Source organism: Roseibium sp. M-1, assembly GCF_054515675.1.
Genome location: NZ_CM137257.1, coordinates 6,040,043 through 6,056,630 on the forward strand (window position 1 = coordinate 6,040,043; position 16,588 = coordinate 6,056,630).

The 16,588-nt window shown below is 61.2% G+C and carries 16 protein-coding genes and 1 riboswitch; of the genes, 4 read left to right on the top strand and 12 right to left on the bottom strand.

Translation table 11 applies throughout. From position 1 onward, the window contains the following. Positions 1-9: 9 nt before the first annotated feature. The 5 genes from ACX3M4_RS27170 to ACX3M4_RS27190 all read right to left on the bottom strand — a co-directional run bounded on the left by ACX3M4_RS27170 (position 10) and on the right by ACX3M4_RS27190 (position 4,312). A complete protein-coding gene (locus ACX3M4_RS27170) occupies positions 10-918 on the bottom strand; it encodes a siderophore ABC transporter substrate-binding protein (protein WP_459356049.1) in 909 nt (302 codons plus the stop codon). Between the two features lie 141 nt (positions 919-1,059). After that, complete coding sequence (locus ACX3M4_RS27175; protein WP_459356050.1) at positions 1,060-1,695, bottom strand: TetR family transcriptional regulator; 636 nt, start codon at positions 1,693-1,695, stop codon at positions 1,060-1,062. A 196-nt stretch (positions 1,696-1,891) separates the two neighbouring features. Then, positions 1,892-2,173 carry a hypothetical protein gene (locus ACX3M4_RS27180; protein ID WP_459356051.1) on the bottom strand — a complete coding sequence of 94 codons (282 nt, stop codon included), beginning with the start codon at positions 2,171-2,173 and terminating at the stop codon, positions 1,892-1,894. Next, a complete protein-coding gene (locus ACX3M4_RS27185; protein ID WP_459356052.1) occupies positions 2,145-2,543 on the bottom strand; it encodes a hypothetical protein in 399 nt (132 codons plus the stop codon). The genes ACX3M4_RS27180 and ACX3M4_RS27185 overlap by 29 nt, the downstream gene beginning before the upstream one ends. A gap of 128 nt (positions 2,544-2,671) precedes the next feature. Beyond that, positions 2,672-2,880: riboswitch (cobalamin riboswitch) on the bottom strand. A gap of 274 nt (positions 2,881-3,154) precedes the next feature. Further along, on the bottom strand, positions 3,155-4,312 hold the full coding sequence (locus tag ACX3M4_RS27190) for a trans-sulfuration enzyme family protein (RefSeq protein WP_459356053.1): 1,158 nt from the start codon (positions 4,310-4,312) through the stop codon (positions 3,155-3,157). Between the two features lie 91 nt (positions 4,313-4,403). Between ACX3M4_RS27190 and ACX3M4_RS27195 the strand changes: the two genes are divergently transcribed. Continuing rightward, the gene (locus tag ACX3M4_RS27195; RefSeq protein WP_459356054.1) at positions 4,404-5,303 is read left to right on the top strand and encodes a LysR substrate-binding domain-containing protein; all 900 of its coding nucleotides are present in this window, start codon (positions 4,404-4,406) and stop codon (positions 5,301-5,303) included. 275 nt (positions 5,304-5,578) lie between these two features. Here ACX3M4_RS27195 and ACX3M4_RS27200 read toward each other — a convergent pair whose 3' ends face one another. The 4 genes from ACX3M4_RS27200 to ACX3M4_RS27215 all read right to left on the bottom strand — a co-directional run bounded on the left by ACX3M4_RS27200 (position 5,579) and on the right by ACX3M4_RS27215 (position 9,616). Continuing rightward, positions 5,579-6,244, bottom strand: a complete 666-nt coding sequence (locus ACX3M4_RS27200) for a DUF1826 domain-containing protein (RefSeq protein ID WP_459356055.1) — start codon at positions 6,242-6,244, stop codon at positions 5,579-5,581. Continuing rightward, entirely contained in the window at positions 6,241-7,470 is a 1,230-nt protein-coding gene (locus tag ACX3M4_RS27205) for a GTP-binding protein (protein ID WP_459356056.1), read from the bottom strand. The genes ACX3M4_RS27200 and ACX3M4_RS27205 overlap by 4 nt, the downstream gene beginning before the upstream one ends. Before the next feature lie 67 nt (positions 7,471-7,537). Further along, a complete protein-coding gene (gene aztD, locus ACX3M4_RS27210) occupies positions 7,538-9,310 on the bottom strand; it encodes a zinc metallochaperone AztD (RefSeq protein ID WP_459356057.1) in 1,773 nt (590 codons plus the stop codon). An 84-nt stretch (positions 9,311-9,394) separates the two neighbouring features. Next, the gene (locus ACX3M4_RS27215; RefSeq protein WP_459356058.1) at positions 9,395-9,616 is read right to left on the bottom strand and encodes a hypothetical protein; all 222 of its coding nucleotides are present in this window, start codon (positions 9,614-9,616) and stop codon (positions 9,395-9,397) included. A 412-nt stretch (positions 9,617-10,028) separates the two neighbouring features. Between ACX3M4_RS27215 and ACX3M4_RS27220 the strand changes: the two genes are divergently transcribed. Further along, a complete protein-coding gene (locus ACX3M4_RS27220; RefSeq protein ID WP_459356059.1) occupies positions 10,029-11,183 on the top strand; it encodes an aromatic ring-hydroxylating oxygenase subunit alpha in 1,155 nt (384 codons plus the stop codon). A 12-nt stretch (positions 11,184-11,195) separates the two neighbouring features. Here ACX3M4_RS27220 and ACX3M4_RS27225 read toward each other — a convergent pair whose 3' ends face one another. Next, positions 11,196-12,182 (bottom strand): DMT family transporter, encoded by a 987-nt coding sequence (locus ACX3M4_RS27225; RefSeq protein ID WP_459356060.1) that lies wholly within the window; start codon positions 12,180-12,182, stop codon positions 11,196-11,198. Between the two features lie 286 nt (positions 12,183-12,468). Then, positions 12,469-13,215, bottom strand: a complete 747-nt coding sequence (locus ACX3M4_RS27230; RefSeq protein ID WP_459356061.1) for an SDR family NAD(P)-dependent oxidoreductase — start codon at positions 13,213-13,215, stop codon at positions 12,469-12,471. A 308-nt stretch (positions 13,216-13,523) separates the two neighbouring features. On the opposite strand from ACX3M4_RS27230, the gene ACX3M4_RS27235 reads away from it, so the two are divergent. Further along, complete coding sequence (locus ACX3M4_RS27235) at positions 13,524-14,810, top strand: flavin monoamine oxidase family protein (protein WP_459356062.1); 1,287 nt, start codon at positions 13,524-13,526, stop codon at positions 14,808-14,810. 68 nt (positions 14,811-14,878) lie between these two features. On the opposite strand, the gene ACX3M4_RS27240 is transcribed toward ACX3M4_RS27235, so the two are convergent. Continuing rightward, positions 14,879-15,487: a TetR/AcrR family transcriptional regulator gene (locus tag ACX3M4_RS27240; RefSeq protein WP_459356063.1), complete on the bottom strand. Its 609-nt coding sequence runs from the start codon at positions 15,485-15,487 to the stop codon at positions 14,879-14,881. Positions 15,488-15,690: 203 nt separating this feature from the next. On the opposite strand from ACX3M4_RS27240, the gene ACX3M4_RS27245 reads away from it, so the two are divergent. Then, the gene (locus ACX3M4_RS27245; protein ID WP_459356064.1) at positions 15,691-16,554 is read left to right on the top strand and encodes an ABC transporter six-transmembrane domain-containing protein; all 864 of its coding nucleotides are present in this window, start codon (positions 15,691-15,693) and stop codon (positions 16,552-16,554) included. Positions 16,555-16,588: the final 34 nt, after the last annotated feature.

Sequence of the window (16,588 nt, forward strand, 5' to 3'; positions counted from 1 at the left end):
TTCTACCGATCAGTTGGCCTTGGAAAACGCTGCCGACAGATCGGTCAGGGTTCCAAGCACGGACTGATATCCGCCGGCGGAAATGTAGATCCTGGCGGCGTCCAGGTAGACGACCTGACCGTTTTTCCAGGCCGTCGTCTCCGCGACCAGCTTGTTGTCCAGGGTTTCCCGGGCAGAAGCGCCGTCTGCGCCAACGGCTGCCGCCCGGTCGATGACCAGCAGCCAGTCAGGATTGACGTCTCGGATAAACTCGAAGGAGACCCCTTCGCCATGGGTGGAGTCCTCGATCTCCTCCACCGCCGGGGCGATCCCGAGTTCCGTGTGCAGCCAGCCGAAGCGAGAGCCCGGCCCGTAGACGCTGATCTTGGGGCCGTTGGTCAAAACGATCAGGGCCTTGCCCGCTGCCGCTCCTTGCTGCTTGAACGCGTCGATCGCCTTTGCCAGATCCTGGTCCAGCTTGCCGGCTTCTTCGGCCTTGCCGAACAGAGTGCCATAGGCGGCCAGTCGCGCACGTGCCTGGTCCAGGAGGCCGTCGCCCCAGATGGTCATGTCGATTGTCGGGGCAAGGGCCGAGAGGGCTTCGACCTGGGTCGAGGACCGTCCGCCTGCGATGATCAGGTCCGGCTGCAGCGCATTGATCGCCTCGAAATCCGGTTCGAACAGGGTGCCTACCGGTTCGGCCGCCTCGGCAACGCCTTCAAGATAGTCGACGTAGAGATTTGCCGGAGCACCGGCGATCTCGACACCCAGGGCAGAGAGCGTGTCGATCGCCGCGATGTCGAAAACTGCGATCCTGGCCGGTTGCGAAGGGACCTCTGCCGGACCGCTCGCCGTTTCAATGGAAATTGTGTCAGCCAGGCTTGCCTGGGTACCGAGTGCAGCCGCAAAGGCGAGCGCCACCCAATGGAAATTGCGCATAATGCGTCTCCAGATGTGGACGCCTGGCTATTCCCCTGAAATGGCTGAGCGTATTGAAATTGAATGTGCCGCAGGACTGATCGATCCAAGCGCCTTCGGCCGGTCCGTCATGCCAAATGCCGACGTGGAATTCAACAGTTCTCAGGCGTCAATTGATCTTTCAAGGCTCGACAGGTAGGCCTTGACCCCGGCGACGAGGAACGCACGGACGGCATTTACCAGTGCGCCATTGTCTTCGCCCGCCGCCATTGCTTCCATGGCGTCGACAGATGTCGTGAACATCAGGCCGATCAGCATCTTAGGATGCAGGGTGTTCCGGTCGAGATCGGGCACAGTCGCGGCCAGCATCTCGAACAGTCTGGATATTCCGGGCGCACTGTAATCCTGCGCCTTGACCAGGACGCTCTCCTGTTCAGAGGAAGCCCGCTGGATCAGAAAGATGAACGGGTCCCTCTGTCCGGTTTTCGGATTGAAGCCAAGATTGACCAAGGCATCGAAATAGGCGCAGGTGAGGTCCTCGATGCTCGGAGGAGAGCCGTTGCCTGCATTCTTGACCGCTTCGAGGCGGCCCAGAAGTTCGGTATCCAGTTGCTGAAAGCGGCTCTTCAGAAGTTCCAGAAGCAGGTCGCTCTTGCTGCCGAAGTAATAGTTCACAGAGGCGACATTGGCTTCCGAGGCGTCCGTGATCTCGCGCACGGAAGTGGCCGAAATACCCTTTTCAGCCATCAGTCTTTCCGCATTCAACAACAGGCGCTGGCGTGTCGGTTCCGGCTCCATACTCCCTCCTCGGTTGGTCTGGAGGATGTAGACCGAAAGACGGGAGAGTTCAAACGTTGTTTGAAAAAGAGAGCCTGTTTCCTTTCATGTGTCAGGACGGTCAAAAAGGGGGCTCCAATCCGGTCGTTTATCTAATTTGCAATTTGATCCCAAAAGCCGCCAATCGTTCCGACCGCAATTTGTGAAGCCGTCGCCGTCAGCGATCACTCGGGTGATCGATGAATGTTATGCCGCGATAGTCCTTGCGGAAGCGGCCGAAGTCGCTGAGTGCCGGGACGACCTGTTCCAGAAACAGGCGCCCCACTTTCGTTGAGCCGCCCGGGAAGGCGACGCAGCCGTCGATGGCACCGGCCTTGGCCCAGTCCTTTATCGCGGCGACGGCATCGGTGGGCGTTCCAACAACCAGCCAGTGCGCCGATCCGATGACTTCCGGCCATAGCAGAAGGTCTTCAAGCGCCGTTGCGCGGGAAAATGACAACGTCCGGATCAAGCGCGACGATTGCCTCATAGTTCGGTTCGCTCTGGGTCTGCCCGGTAACAGCAACCGAGCCGTCCTCGGGCCAGTAACCCGGTTCCTTGAGACCATCAGCATCGAGACCGACAAGGGTTTCGACCCCGGCCACCGCGCGGACGAATTCGCCGTTATAAGCATTGAAGGCGACGATCCGGCTGACCGGGTTTTCGAAGGTGACGGTGACATCGGTTTCGTCGGTCACCGAGATTGGATCAGCCAGGGCAGCGCCGGTCACACCGGCCAACACAAAGACGGCCGCAATGGCCAGGCGAACGTGGCGAAGGTCCGGAACCTTAATTCGGCCGGACAGATTTGAAGAAATGGTCGTGAGCAAGTGTCCCGTGCTCCAGTTGCGGCGAAGCAAACGGAGACGGGTATGACCCATGGCCGGCCAGGTAGCCGGGATCGGTACACCTTCGGGTGCAAGTCATGAGACCCTCCTCCAGGACACCCCGCCCGGGTTTGATTGAACAAGCGCCGGCAGGTCTCCTGGCTTGTGGGTCAACACGCTCCCCGGCCTTCCCAGATCCGTTCCGGTCCAGTGGCCAGCTTGAGGGCGCTCTTCGCTTACAGTTGCGGGGACAGCTCCGGGTTTGCGACGTGCTCAAGCCTCCGCCGTGCACCGGATTCCCTTTTCATTCCTTTCGGAAACCGACGGCTCTTTGTGCGGGATTCCTCAAGACTAGTCAACGGCAGCATAAGGAAAACAGGCAGTGCAGACACATGCGGCCGGCCCTGGCGTTACTGGCAGTATTCACAGTAGGGCATTTTGGCGTTTGTCTTCTGAGCGCCCCTCTTTTCGGTGCTACCGGTTCCCCCCGGGTCAAGACGGCAACCCGGCGTGGCATTTAACGAAATATCTCGATGTCGTATCGGCGGGGCCAATTCCCGTTCTTTCACCTTCAGGACGGGAGTGAAAGAGAACCCCCGCAGATAGGCAGACCCTCAGGCCAGCATGCCGAAGAAGCGATCCAGGTCGTTGCGCAGGTCGCGTTCGTCCTCCAGTCCGATGCTCAGCCGCAGGATGATGCTGTTGTTGCGGGGATGCGGGGGCACGCGCGACGCAGCGACGTTCATCGGGGCGACCAGGCTGCGCGTGCTGCCCCAGGACGAGCCGATGGAGAACACTTCCAGCCCGTTCAGTGCGGCGTCGAGTTTCGGTCTGGCCGTCTCCGGGAGGACCACGGAGAAGACGCCACTTGATCCGCTGAAATCGCGTTTCCAGAACACGTGACCCGGGCTGTCCGGCAACGCGGGAAACAGAACTTCGCCAATGCCCCGGCCTGAAAGCTCGGTGGCGAGACCGGTCGCCACGCGGCCCACATGAGACAGACGCAGGGCCATCGTTTCCAGCCCGCGCAGCACAAGCGACACGGCATCCGGTGCGACCCCGATGCCCAGCATCCGCATCGTGTCGCGCAGCCGGCGGCGCAGATCCGGGTCGGCAACGGTGACGGCGCCCATCAGAACATCGGAATGACCTCCCGCGTATTTGGTCAGCGCCTGGGCCGAAAAATCGATGCCGTGTGCGAGCGGTTTGAAGAGCAGCGGCGTTGCCCAGGTATTGTCGATGCCGGTCAGAATGCCGCGCGCGCGGGCCACGGCCGCAATGGCGGGAATGTCTTCCACTTCCATCGTCGTCGAGCCGGGTGACTCGGTCCAGATCAGGCGCGTCTGCGGGCGGATGTGCTCCTCGATCCCCGCGCCGATGCCGGGTGGATAAACGGACCAGGAAATGCCCATGGGTTCCAGAAGGTCACGGCACAGGCCGGTTGCGGGCGGGTAGACCGTTTCGGGAAGGAGCAGGTGGTCGCCCGGCCGGAGCACGCTGAGGAAGACAACGGATATCGCCGCCAGCCCCGAAGGCAAAAGCACCGTCTTCGCACCGCCCTCCAAGGCACTCAGCTGAGCCTCCAGCACGCGGTGTGTCGGCGTGCCGTGCAGGCCATAGGAATATCCGTCCAGATCGCGCTTTTCGCGGTTTGCGTAGTCAGCGGCATCGTCGAAGACGATCCCGGACGCACGATGCGTCGAAACGCCAAGGGAAGTGTATCCGTCTTTCGAAACCTCGGGATGATGGACGGTGAGGGTTGCATCGTGCATGCGCAGGCTCCTTTTCTGTCGGGGAAACATTGCACGGCGGTCGACGCAGGAATACTGATAGAGGCTTATCAGTCTATGCGAAAATCTTATAATGCAGCACCGTCAGCTCGAGGCCTTCAATGCGGTCATGATTTCCGGCTCAACCGTCCGGGCCGCGGAACTGATGCGGGTAACCCAGCCTGCCGTCTCCCGGCTGATCGCTGAGCTGGAGCAGGCGGTGCGTTTTCCCCTGTTCGACAGGGTGCGTGGCCGGTTGGTGCCCACGCCTGAGGGCCGGCTTTTCTTTCGCGAGGTCGAGCAGAATTTCCGCGGCATGGACCGGCTGCGGGCGGCGGCGGCCAACATCCGGGATTTCGGAACCGGGTCGTTGCGGGTGGCCTCCCTTTCGGCGGCGGGCGTGTCCCTTGTCCCGGCGGCGGTGCGGGCCTTTCGTGCCCGGCATCCCGATGTGCGTATAACGCTACACATCACCTGGTCGGCCGCGATCCGCAACGGGGTGGCGGACGGCCGGTATGACATTGGAATCGCGGCGGATGAGATCGAGCGGACCGGTGTCGACAGCCAGGTCTTCGGCAATTACCCCGGGGTCATCGCCATGCCCTCGGATCATCCGCTTGTTTGCCACGACGAGATAACTCCCGCCCTCTTGAAGGATTGCCCGATTGTCGGCCTTGCGCCGGAGGACCAGGCACGTCACCGGTTCGACACCGCGATGAAGAGGGCGGGGGTAACGCCTCGCTACATCATCGAGACGCCCAACGCGGCGACCGTATGTGCCCTGGTGCTGACAGGCGATGCGGTGGGATTCGTGAACCCGCTGGTGGTTCGCCAGTTCCTCCAGGACGGCCTTGTTTTGCGCCCGTTCTCGCCGGCAGTGCCCTTCAGGACCTACATGCTTTTCCCACCCAACAGCCAGAAATCCCGCCTCGTGAAGGACTTTGTCGGCGAGTTGATGAAGCTCAGGAATACGAGCGAAGCGGCTGGCGGGTGAGGGGCGGTTGTATGCCCGAAGAGGGATCGAATTCAACCTGTTGGAATATCCTCCCCTCGTGAAGCAGCAGGTAAAGGTCGCGCCGTCCGGCAGATCTCACCGGTTGAAGGTTCTCCTGCAAGCATCCGCTTGCTGCCCATTCGCGTGAAGTCGCATGCGTTGGAACCGTCGTCGTCGGTCTGGTTGCAGATCGGGAGCGTAGTATCGGCCTGATTCCATCAAGCGAATTGAAAGGGTACCTGGTGTCGGCAGTCGCGTTGCCCTTTCGCAGCATATCAGATTGCCGGATCCGCAACGTCGATCACCAGCAGCAATCTTGCGCCGGTGTGCGGGTGAACGGCGGGCGATCTGTGCAGAAGGCCGCATCGTTCCTCGGACGGCCATTTTCCGCCTTTGAAGAGGCCCACGGCGCCGGTGCGCATGTTCCGGACGCGTGCGGGGTTTGTCTGGTGCACCTCCGGCACATATTGCGTTCCGTCGCCGCGGTAGGTGCACAGGAGTCGGGCCGGAACATTGTCCAGGTGGAACTTCGGGCACATCGCGTCGTCGGAAACGTCGAAGCGGATCTGCACATACTCCGCTTTCATGATCCGGCCGAAGATTGCCGCCAGCGCTCCGACGTCGCTGGCCAGCATGTTCAACCATCGCTCCTCCGGCATGCCGGCAATCCTGCAGGCGGCCAGAGCCGCTTCCCCGGCAAGAGCGACCGGCAGGGTGGTGCGCATTTCCGGAAGCCGGTTTGCCGGCAGGGCGTCAATCCAGGACTGGAATTCCGGATCGGGGGTGCGTTGCCAAATGGCCGCCGCGACACCTGGGGCCTCGATCAGGAGCAGAATGTCATCATCTCTGCCGATGAGAACATCCTGCGCGCTGCCTTGACGGACACCAAGACGGGCACATTGTGTGTGCCCTGCCGCGTTCGAAGATGCCAGACCGGTCATGCCGCAGCCGCGCCCCTGTTCCAGCGGGGAAAGGGGTCGGGCAGGCGGGCGAAGCGGGCCAGATCGTCGCCGGACGCTTCGTCGATCAGGCAGTCGTCGAGACGCTTCTGCAGCGGTGCCCAGTCGATGCCCGACCCGATGAAGACGATTTCCTGGCGGCGGTCGCCAAAGGGCTCCGACCAGTGGTTCTTGACATAGGCAAGTGCGCGTTCGTCCTGCGGCCACCGATCGCGCGGTACGGAGACCCACCAGGTTCCGAGCGGACTGACGCTGGAGAGCGCGCCGGCGAGCGAGAATTCCGCCACCCAGTCCGGCCGCGTCGCAACCCAGAAATGACCCTTGGCGCGAATGACGCCGGGCAGGGGACCGTTCAGCAGCTCGTGGATCTTTTGCGGATCGAACGGGCGGCGTGCCCGGTAGACATAGGAGGCAACGCCATATTCCTCCGTCTCGGGTACATGATCGGCAAAACCGTAGAGCTCCTTTGCCCAAAGCGGGTGTTCATGGGCCTTCTCGAAGTCGAAGAGCCCGGTGTTCAGGATCTCCTCGATGGCGATCCGGGCATAGTCGGCCTCGATGATCTTCGCATCCGCGTTGAGGCTGCGGATGATCTTGCGCGCGGCATCCACCTGGGAAGGCTTGGCAGCGCCGACCTTGTTGAGGACGACGACTTCGGCAAATTCGATCTGGTCGGTCAGAAGATGCACGAGCGTGCGCTCGTCGTCCTCGCCAAGTGTCTCGCCGCGGTCACGCAGGAAGTCGTGGCTGGAATAGTCTTTCAGGAGATTGACCGCATCCACCACCGTGACCATCGTGTCGAGCCGGGCGACGTCGGCAAGGCTCTGGCCGGCCTCATCGCGGAATTCGAAGGTCGCGGCCACGGGAAGCGGTTCGGATATGCCGGTCGACTCGATCAGCAGGTACTCGAACTTTCCTTCCCCGGCGAGACGGCGGACTTCCTGCAGGAGATCGTCCCGAAGCGTGCAGCAAATGCAGCCGTTCGACATTTCGACAAGCGTTTCGTCGGTCTTGCTCAGTTCCGCCCCGCCTGCCCGGACAAGGTCCGCATCGATATTGACTTCAGACATGTCATTCACGATCACCGCAACGCGAAGCCCGTCGCGGTTGTTCAGGACGCGGTTGAGCAAGGTGGTTTTTCCGGCCCCGAGAAATCCGGAGAGAACGGTTACGGGGAGGCGGTCTGTGCGACTGGTTTTTTCGAGCACGGCAAGCTCCAGCTTTCTCTAAAGGTGAAGTTGCGCCCGGCAAGGCTGCCGGGCGCGTCCAGGGCTGTCAGTGAGCCAGCATTTCCGCGACGATTTCCTCGGCGTTGAGGGACGAGGGATAATAGGTCGGCCAGTTCGTCAGCTCTTCCAGCAGGGCGGCGCGATCGTCCCCCCAGTAAAGGTGGTAGTGATCGGCCTTGTCAGGGGCGATCCTGTGGTCGCTGAACTGGATGAATTGCGGTGCGGCCGCGTCACCCTCGACCTTCTTGAAGATGAAGCGGACCCCGCGATTGCCCTTCTTGTAGGTCAGGATCTCCCGGCCATCGCTTACATAGCTGGCCTTGAGCGGCACCCCTTCGGAGAAGAAGGTCACGGTTTCACCGTCGATCGTGATGCGCTCGACGTCGGTCCGGTAACCGGTGTCGTAATAGGCCTTGTATTCCTCGGCGGTCTTGTCGCCATGTTCCGCCTTGTGGGTCATGACCTTGTCGAGCGATCCGTCCCGGAGATACGGATAGACGGACTGCCAGTCGCCTTCCCAGTCCGACAGGGTTCGCGCCTGGATCTGGTCGTCCTCGAAATAACCCTTGTAGACCTGATCGTCCGCGTGACTGTGGGCGTGCTTCTCATTAGCCGCGTCGCCGTGCATATCGCCGGAGCCTCCGACGGCGACGATGTTGTAGGGCTTGCCGTCGACTGCAATTTCACCCGCCTTCCTGAAGTCGGCGGCACCGACGAGATGAAGCTTGCCGGCCAGCGGATCCGTGACGACGATGGTGTCGCCTGCCACGGCCACCCGCGGACGCGGATCGCTCCAGTGTCCATCCATCGAATAGGCGTTGGTCAATGCCAGTGAGTTGGTGATGGCGCCCTTCAGGATGTCGAGCTGGTGAAGCTGGCCATCTTCGGTGAAGACATAGGAAAATTGCGGCCGGACCGGATCGACGGTGAAGTGAACGCGGCGCATCGGCAGATCGATCAGCCGGAAGTCTCCGCCATCTGTCGGGTCGATGATCACCACCTTGTCAGCGCCGTAGTTGCCAAGGAAGTACTGGATGCCGATGCCGCCGATGACGGTGGTCGATTTGCCTTCGGGAAGCGTGCCGGGATAGGGCACATGGCTGATCTGCGGTGCGCCATCCCCCCCGGTGACGACGAGCAAACCCGTTGCGCAGGCAAAGACCAGCAATTTGCCGGACGCTGCTTCGCCGTGCAGATCCGGGCATTCGGCTATTGTGCCGGTCTGCTCGCCTGCCCGGTCAAGAACGCGGATGCCGACCGGCAGTTTGGACGGGTCCTCGGGATGGGGAACGGATACCAGATCGTGATCGCCATAGGCGACCGCGACCCCGTGATGCGGTGCGCCGGCTGCCACCGCACGCGCGTCGACCTTGCCTTTCAACGCGTCGCTTTCGCTGAAGACACGAGCGACGCCTTCCTTGTCGAAGAAGACAGCCAGTTGTCCGTCATGCTCGACAAAGTGGACAGGATACTCGCCCGCGATCTCCGCTCCTGTGATCTTCGGTAATGCGACCTCGATGTCGCCGTGATCGCCATGGTCTTCAAAGGCGATGCCGCTCGAGATCGCGGTGATGAGATTGCCGTCCCGCTGAACGGCAAAGATCGCTTCACCGCCCTTGCTGCGGTAAAGCGAAGCCGGTGCCTTGAGCGGGAACGTATCGATCGTCTCGCCCTTGACGGCATCCACGACCGTTACCTTCGGAGCACCATGATCCGAAACGAACAGGCGCCATGCCGTCACTTCGTCCGCCTTGGCGGGCACTGCGGCCGAGGCGAAGACGAGTGCCAACGCGGCTGAAGCAAACAGGTTTTTCCGCATTCCGTTCTCCAATATGTTATACCATTACATTTCTTGATCAAAAGAAAGGCGGAGATCCCCGCCTTACCATTCGCCTGGACCGTCTCAGCTTCCCGAGACCACATGTTTGATCGCGTCCATGCCGTGCTGCATCCTCTCGATGCAGGTCACGGCAGGACGATTTTCATCCGACAAGGCTCCCAAGTGGAGCGTGCCGCCGGTTTTCAGAGCCGTTTCGCTGGCGATCTGCTGAAACAGCCGGGGATTGGTGAGCTTGTCCAAGAAGATCGCCGAATCCCGGTCGCGCTTGACCGGCTTCTGCAACACAGGCCGGCTCCGGCAATTTCCTATTGCACACCGTCAGGCCTGCAGTACGAACGACTATGTTATGTTGTTACATTCGTCAATAAAAATGTTATATCGTAACCTGCGTTGAGTTTCGGTGCCGGAGGTTGTCCATAGGGAGCCCGGGTATTCGGTGGTACGGACACGCGGCGCGATCCACGCCTTTGTTGCAGGCCTTTGCGAACTGCAATTTCGCTTCTCTTTTCGCCGGGACACGGCTCCTGCCCTTAAGGCGGTTCCTCTCGGACTGGTTGGTATGTCGCACACGGTTTGCCCAAACGGCAATGTCCACTCTGTTTGCTGTTTCACATTGATTGACAGTTCATTCAAAATAAGGGCATTTTATCACGGTATTTCAGAATGTTCTGTCGGTCGAAAAGTGGAGGTTGGTCCGATGAGCGAGATGATTGCGCGTCCCGAAGGTTCACCTCTGCTTGATCATTGTCCACCATCGTTGCCGGCGCGCTCCTATTTCGATCCCGCGTGGCATGCGGCAGAGGAGAAGGCAGTCTGGCGCCGGAGCTGGGTCTATGCCGGGCGGGACAGGGATCTGCCTGAAATGACCATGCGGCGGATGTCCGTCGGTGGTCAGAATATCGTCCTGGTCAAGGACCGGGAGGGACATGTGACCGCGTTTCACAACACCTGCCGTCATCGAGGTTCGGAGCTCTGTACAAGCGACGAGAAAAGTCTCAAGTCGAAGCTGATTTCCTGCCCCTACCACCAGTGGAGCTACAGTTTTTCCGGCGATCTCGTCCGCACGCCGTTTGTTTCGGTTCCAACGGATTTCCGCAAGGAGAAGTTCGGCCTTTTCAAGGTGCATGTGCGGGAATGGAACGGCTTCCTGTTCGTCTGTCTTGCCGATACGCCGCCCGATTTCGACAATGTGCCCGATCTTGGCGCGAAGGCCTTCGACAACTGGCCGATGCGCGAGCTTGTCACCGGCCACACCTGGGTCAAGCAGCTTTCCTGCAACTGGAAGATCTTCTGGGAGAACTACAACGAATGCCTGCACTGCCCGGGCATTCATCCTGAACTGTCTGAGATGGTGCCGATTTATTCCAAGGGGTATATGGCACCGAACGAAGCGCCGGACTGGCAGCCGGACCTGGAGGCGGTCCAACCGGCACTGAAAGCCGGAGCGCGCAGCTGGACATTGAACGGACAGCCTTGCGGGCCGGAATTCCAGAACCTGTCGGCGGCCGAACGGGAAGCGGGACAAACCTTCGTCACGATGCTGCCGGGTCTGTTCGTCGTCGCCCATGTCGACTATGTGCGTGCGGTCTCGGTGCGGCCACTGGGACCGGAACTGACCGAACTCAAGGCGGAATGGCTGTTTCTGCCCGAAACGCTGTCGGCGCCGGGCTTTGACATGGGCAATGTGGTGAACTTCGCCGGCATCGTCATGAGCCAGGACGGCGACGCCTGCGAGATGAACCAGCGCGGCCTCAGATCCGAGAAGTTCGAACACGGCACCTTGATGCCGCAGGAATTCGAGGTTCACCGCTTCCAGGAGTGGGTGCGCTATGCCATGGCGACGGAGAGCTGATCCTCTGAAGCCCTATCGGCGGACAGCCACGCGCTGAGCCGAGAGGTGTTTCCTGCCGGCGCGGGCTTCACGAATGGCGATGGTGATCCCGGAGACCAGGATGAGCGTGATGCCGATGCTTGCCAGGGCATCGGGAATATCGCCCCAGATCAGGAAGCCCCAGCTGACTGCCAGCGCAAGGCTCGTATATTCGAAGGGCGCGACGATGCTGGCCGACGAGAGCCGGTAGGCCTGGCTGATGAGGTACCCGCCGGCGGTGATGGTAACGCCGGTGATCGTGATCAGCATAAGCTCGCGATAAGAGGGAAGAACCCAGGGTCTGAGCAGGAAGTCGGCAGCCGGTCCGCCGGATCCGGCAAAGCGGCCGTCGCCCAGGGCAAGCGCAAGAACCAGCGAGCCGGCAAGAAAGCCGACCTGCGCATAAACGGCCATCGACAGGGTGCTTTCACGCAGACCCATGCCCCTCGTGATCGTCTGCATCACCGCATAGGCGAGCGCGGAGAGGGCGGGCAGAATATACACCCACTGGAAGTCAGGTGATCCGGGCCGGATAATCAGCATCACACCGCAAAAGCCGACCACCAGGGCGGCCCAGCGGAAGGGCCCGACGCGGTCTCCGATGAAGATTGCCGAAAGGGCCGTCAGCAGCATCGGTGCGATGAAAAAGATGGCTGCAGTGTCCGCCATCGGCAGAGCGGCGAGGGCCGCAAAATAGGTGATGTTGGAGACGGAGACCTCCAGACCGCGCACCAGATGCTGAACCGGCCGGTCCGTCCGGAAGGCTTCGATCAGCGACCTGCCGCCGCGAAACAGCAGCAGCGTCAAGACCAGCGCGATCGCGGACCTCATGGCGACCGCCTGGTGCAACGGGACGGTTGTCTCGGAAATGTGCTTCATCGTCATGTCGCCGAGCGAGAAGCTGACAACAGCGCCAAGGATACAGACAATGCTGGTGACCACAGGATTGCGGTCCCAATTCAGGGCATTCGAAGTGGTCATGCGGCGTTCGATCTACCGATGTCGGAAAGCGGATGTGCCTATCCGTCAAAGGCCCGGACGAGCATGTGTTCATGCTAGGCACAAAGGGATCTGATTTGCTTGTCAGATTTCCGCCAAAGATAGCCAGAATACGACGAGCACCATGGCCTTCAGCGGCTCGCCGGAAAGTGTTCCTGTCATTTCTTTCAAGGCCTTGGTCCCTCCCCACGGCCCGGATGAGAATCATCCTCCGGATGCGGAAACCGCCAGCCCTTCACCCAGCACCCGGACACCGAGCGAAATCTGCCTAAAGCGCCAGAACGCCGCCATCGACGGCGATGGCCTGTCCGGTGAGGTAGGTGTTGGCCGGGCGCAGGATCGAGAGCATGGTTTCGACAATTTCGGCGGGTTCGCCCAGGCGTTTCATCGGAACGCCGGTGGCCAGGAAATCCTGACGGTCCGCAAAGCCGCTTTCGGTCACGAGCGGGGTCGGGCTGAAGAAGGGGCAGATGGCATTGATGCGGACGTTGTGGCGGGCGAACTCGACCGCCGCGGTCCGGGTCAGGCCGACAACCGCGTGCTTGGCGGCGGCATAGGCAGCGAGCTTTGGAGCCGCGTTGAGGCCTGCGACGGAGGCAACGTTCAGGATAGCGCCGCCGCCGCCGTCAAGCATCAAGGGGATCTGATGTTTCATGCCGAAGAAGACACCTTTGGTGTTGACCGCAAAGACCCTGTCCAAATCGGCTTCGGTGGTCTCCAGAAAGCTCTTCATCGGCGGGGCCATGCCGGCATTGTTGACGGCAATGTCCAGGCAGCCGAAGGCTGTTCGCGCAAGGGTACACAAGGCATTGACCTCGGTCTCCTTCCTCACGTCGCAGGGCAGAAACTCCGCAGGGCCGGGCAAGTCTCCTGCCACCCGCTCCAGGCCGGCCTTATCGATGTCGCCGAGAACGAGATTTGCCTCCAGAGCCGAGAGCCGCGCGGCAAGCAATTTACCGAAACCGCTGGCGGCGCCGGTGATGAGAATGGTCTTTCCGGAAAATTCCGATGTCATCTGACGCCCTCCAAGGCAATCTTTTCTGTTTAGCGGTGAGAGGGCGGCAAGAACAAGGGGCGGTCCTGCTGGCTCAGGCGAGCCAACTTCAAGAATGGTCAAGGCATGCCGCGTTTTACTTGGGCTGCCGGGTATCCTCGAGGACATTGGTCCGGCGTGCTTGCTGCAGGCAAACCTGTTCCCGCCTTGCGGGGAAACACTCGGCTGGCGTCGCGATGGGTTCAAAAAATCCTCTCGCCGGTGCTCTTGTCCTGCGGTAATTGCTCATGCAATATTGAATGAACGTTCAACAAATATGGAGGTCCGTCGTGACTTATGACTGCGTTGTGATCGGGGCCGGATATGCGGGGCTGAGCGCGGCGGAGCTGCTGATATCCGCGGGGTGGAGCGTGCGTGTGATCGAAGCGCGCGAGCGTGTGGGCGGACGCACGAATTCCCTGGTCAACGGGCTGGGCGAACGGGTCGATATCGGCGGTCAGTTCATCTCGGACGAGATGCAGAATGTGCTGGATCTGGTCGACCGTTTCGGTGCCCGGTTGATCGCGCCGGATGTCACGGCAGGCCGTCCCGTCGCGCTTCCAGGACCGGACGACGCGGCGCATTTCGCGGAAGCCTTGAAGCTTTACTATTACCAGCTTCCAAGCGGGGCGGACGTGACGGCGGAGGAGGCCGGGCTTTCGGTTGCCGGCTGGATGGAACGGACAATTGCCGACAGGGACGTGCGCCTCGCTGCCCGCTCGATGGCCGAATGCGCCAATTGCATCGACGCCGAGGCATTGCCGTTCAGGGAACTTCTGCATTTGCGCGACACGGGGCCGGAAGGCTTTACGGAGATGCAGTATTTCGTGGAGGGTAGCCTTCATCGGGTTGCCGAGCTGCTGGCCGCGGAGCTCGGTTGCGTCGATCTCGACAGGCCGGTCCGCAAGGTGACCCGCTCCGGTAACGGCTTTCGGATCGAGGCCGGGGAAGACGTCTACCGGGCGCACACGGTTCTTGTCGCCACATCGCCTCTGCAGGCACGGGAAATGCTCTTCGAGCCGGCGCTGTCCAGTGACCTGATGCAGGCGCTGCAGGCATTTCATCCGACGGATACCTACAAGTTCCTGATCCGCTACGATCGGGCGTTCTGGCGGGACGAGGGGCTCAGCGGGCTTTGCCAGTGGGTTGAGCCGTCGGGCATGTGGTTTGGCGATTCCAGCATGTCGCCCGAAAAGCCCATGCTGGTCGGGTTCGCAGGCGGGCCCAGCGCGGCGGTTCTGCGCGCCATGCCGCCGGAAGACCGCAGGGTGAAAATCCTCGGCGATCTGGCAAGGGCACTCGGAGAAGAGGCCGCAGAGCCACTCGATTACGTCGAGCGTGACTGGGGCGGCGATCCGCTCGCAACCGGCGGCTACAATGCCTATGCGGCGGGGCCTTTCGGGGCCGGCGCGGTGGCGGGGATCCGGCAGGGCGAGGGTGCCATCTCCTTCGCCTCAACGGAACTGGCGACGCGGTTTCCCGCTTATGTCGAGGGGGCTATCCGGGCCGGGCGGGACGCCGCCGCACGGATGCTGTCCCGAGAACAGGCCACATCCCGCGATCAGATGACCGCGTGAATTGACTTCCGGCATGCAGGGCAGTGCTTCTGGTGGTTCAATCGAGCCGGTTGAAGCGCTGCCACTGATCAAGTCCCGGCCGGCATAATCATGTTCTGAACAGCTGTCTTGAGCGCCCTGACTTCCTGAGGCGTGGCCAACCTGCCGGCAAAAGCAACGCGCAGGGCCAGACCTTCGACGAGATCCAGCAGGAATTCCGCGCACGTACGGTGGCTGAGGCCATCCTTGCCACTGCCTTTCGGTCTCAACTTGCCGACGGTTGTCTCCAGAACCCGGAGCAGCTCTTCGCGGTTTTTGAGGAAACCGGTCGATATGTCCGGATTACGCATGGCCTCCGACAGGATCTCGATCGTCAGTGCGGCATTCGCAGGTGTGCTGCACATGGCGAGATAATCCGCAACAAAGGTTTCAAGCGCCGCTTTCTGATCGCTCGCGCCGGAAAGCGTTTCCTGAAGAGAGGCCAGTTCCTCCGCTTCGAGCCGGGCAATTTCGGCGATCAGTTCCGCCTTTCCCGCAAAGTGATTGTAGATGTTGCCGAGGGACACCTTCGCGGCCCGGGCAATGTCGCGGATGCTCGTCTGGTGAAAACCCTTCTCGATGAAGCAGGCAGCGGCGACTTCCACGATATGCTCGCGCCGGGCATCCTTGGTTTCGCTTCGGGACAGGGGTAGGGGCATGGCGACTCACGCGGCAAAGATTGTGCTTGATTTTTCCCTTCCTATATGATGAACGATCGTTCGTCCAATTTTTATCTGAACGAACGTTCGTCCAAATTTGTCTGTTGCGGGGAGTGGCGGGCGCTGGGCCGAAACGGAAAGGTCCTTCAGGCAACCCGCCGGCAACGGGACAGCGGAAGCGGTTCGGGAAACAGGGAGGTGTCATGCCCATTCGAATAGATCTTGCCTTTATCCTCAAGGCATTCCGGCGGCAGATCGGCCTGACCTGGGGCATCGTGCTGGTGGAAAACATCCTGATTGCCCTTATTCCGCTGTTCATCGGAATGTCGGTCGACGGTTTGCTGGCCGGCCGGATAACGGAGCTTCTTTGGCTGGTGACGACGCTTTCAGCTCTCGGGATGGTCGCGATCGCAAGGCGTCTCTACGACACCCGCGCCTACGGAACGATCCGTCTTCGCCTGGGCCACGTCCTGCAGGACCGGACGGCGGGGCTGGAGGTTTCCAGGCGGACCGTGCGGGTCGACATGACGCGAGAGCTTGTCGACTTCCTGGAGAAGGAAGTTCCGGAGCTTCTGACCGCGATCATTCAGATCGCCGTCAGCCTCGGGGTGCTGATCTGGTTCGGTCTGCCGCTCGGGATTTCGGCGCTTGCGGTCGGGCTCGGGATCATCCTGGTCTACGGCTGTTTCCATCGCGTCTTCTACGCCCATAACGGCCGGTTGAACGACCAGCGGGAGCGGCAGGTCGAGCTCCTGGCCGGTGGCAGCCGGCTGGCGGTGTTCCGGCATCTGCGCGCGTTGCGCAGCCATGAAGTGGCCATTTCCGATACCGAGGCAGTGGTCTATGGCAGCATCTTTCTGCTTCAGGTCGCGTTCATCGCCTTCAATCTCCACGCAGCCGCGGCTTTGCCCGATGTTACCGCCGGCAGGATCTTCTCGATCGCAACCTATTCCTGGGAATATGTCGAGGCGGCCCTGATGCTGCCGCTGACACTGCAGAGCTGGTCACGGCTGAGCGAAATCACCCGGCGAATCAACAGTCCTGAAACGGGGGCTCAAAATGCCTGAGGCCCTTCCCGTGACCGCAGCATGTTCCCAGGGA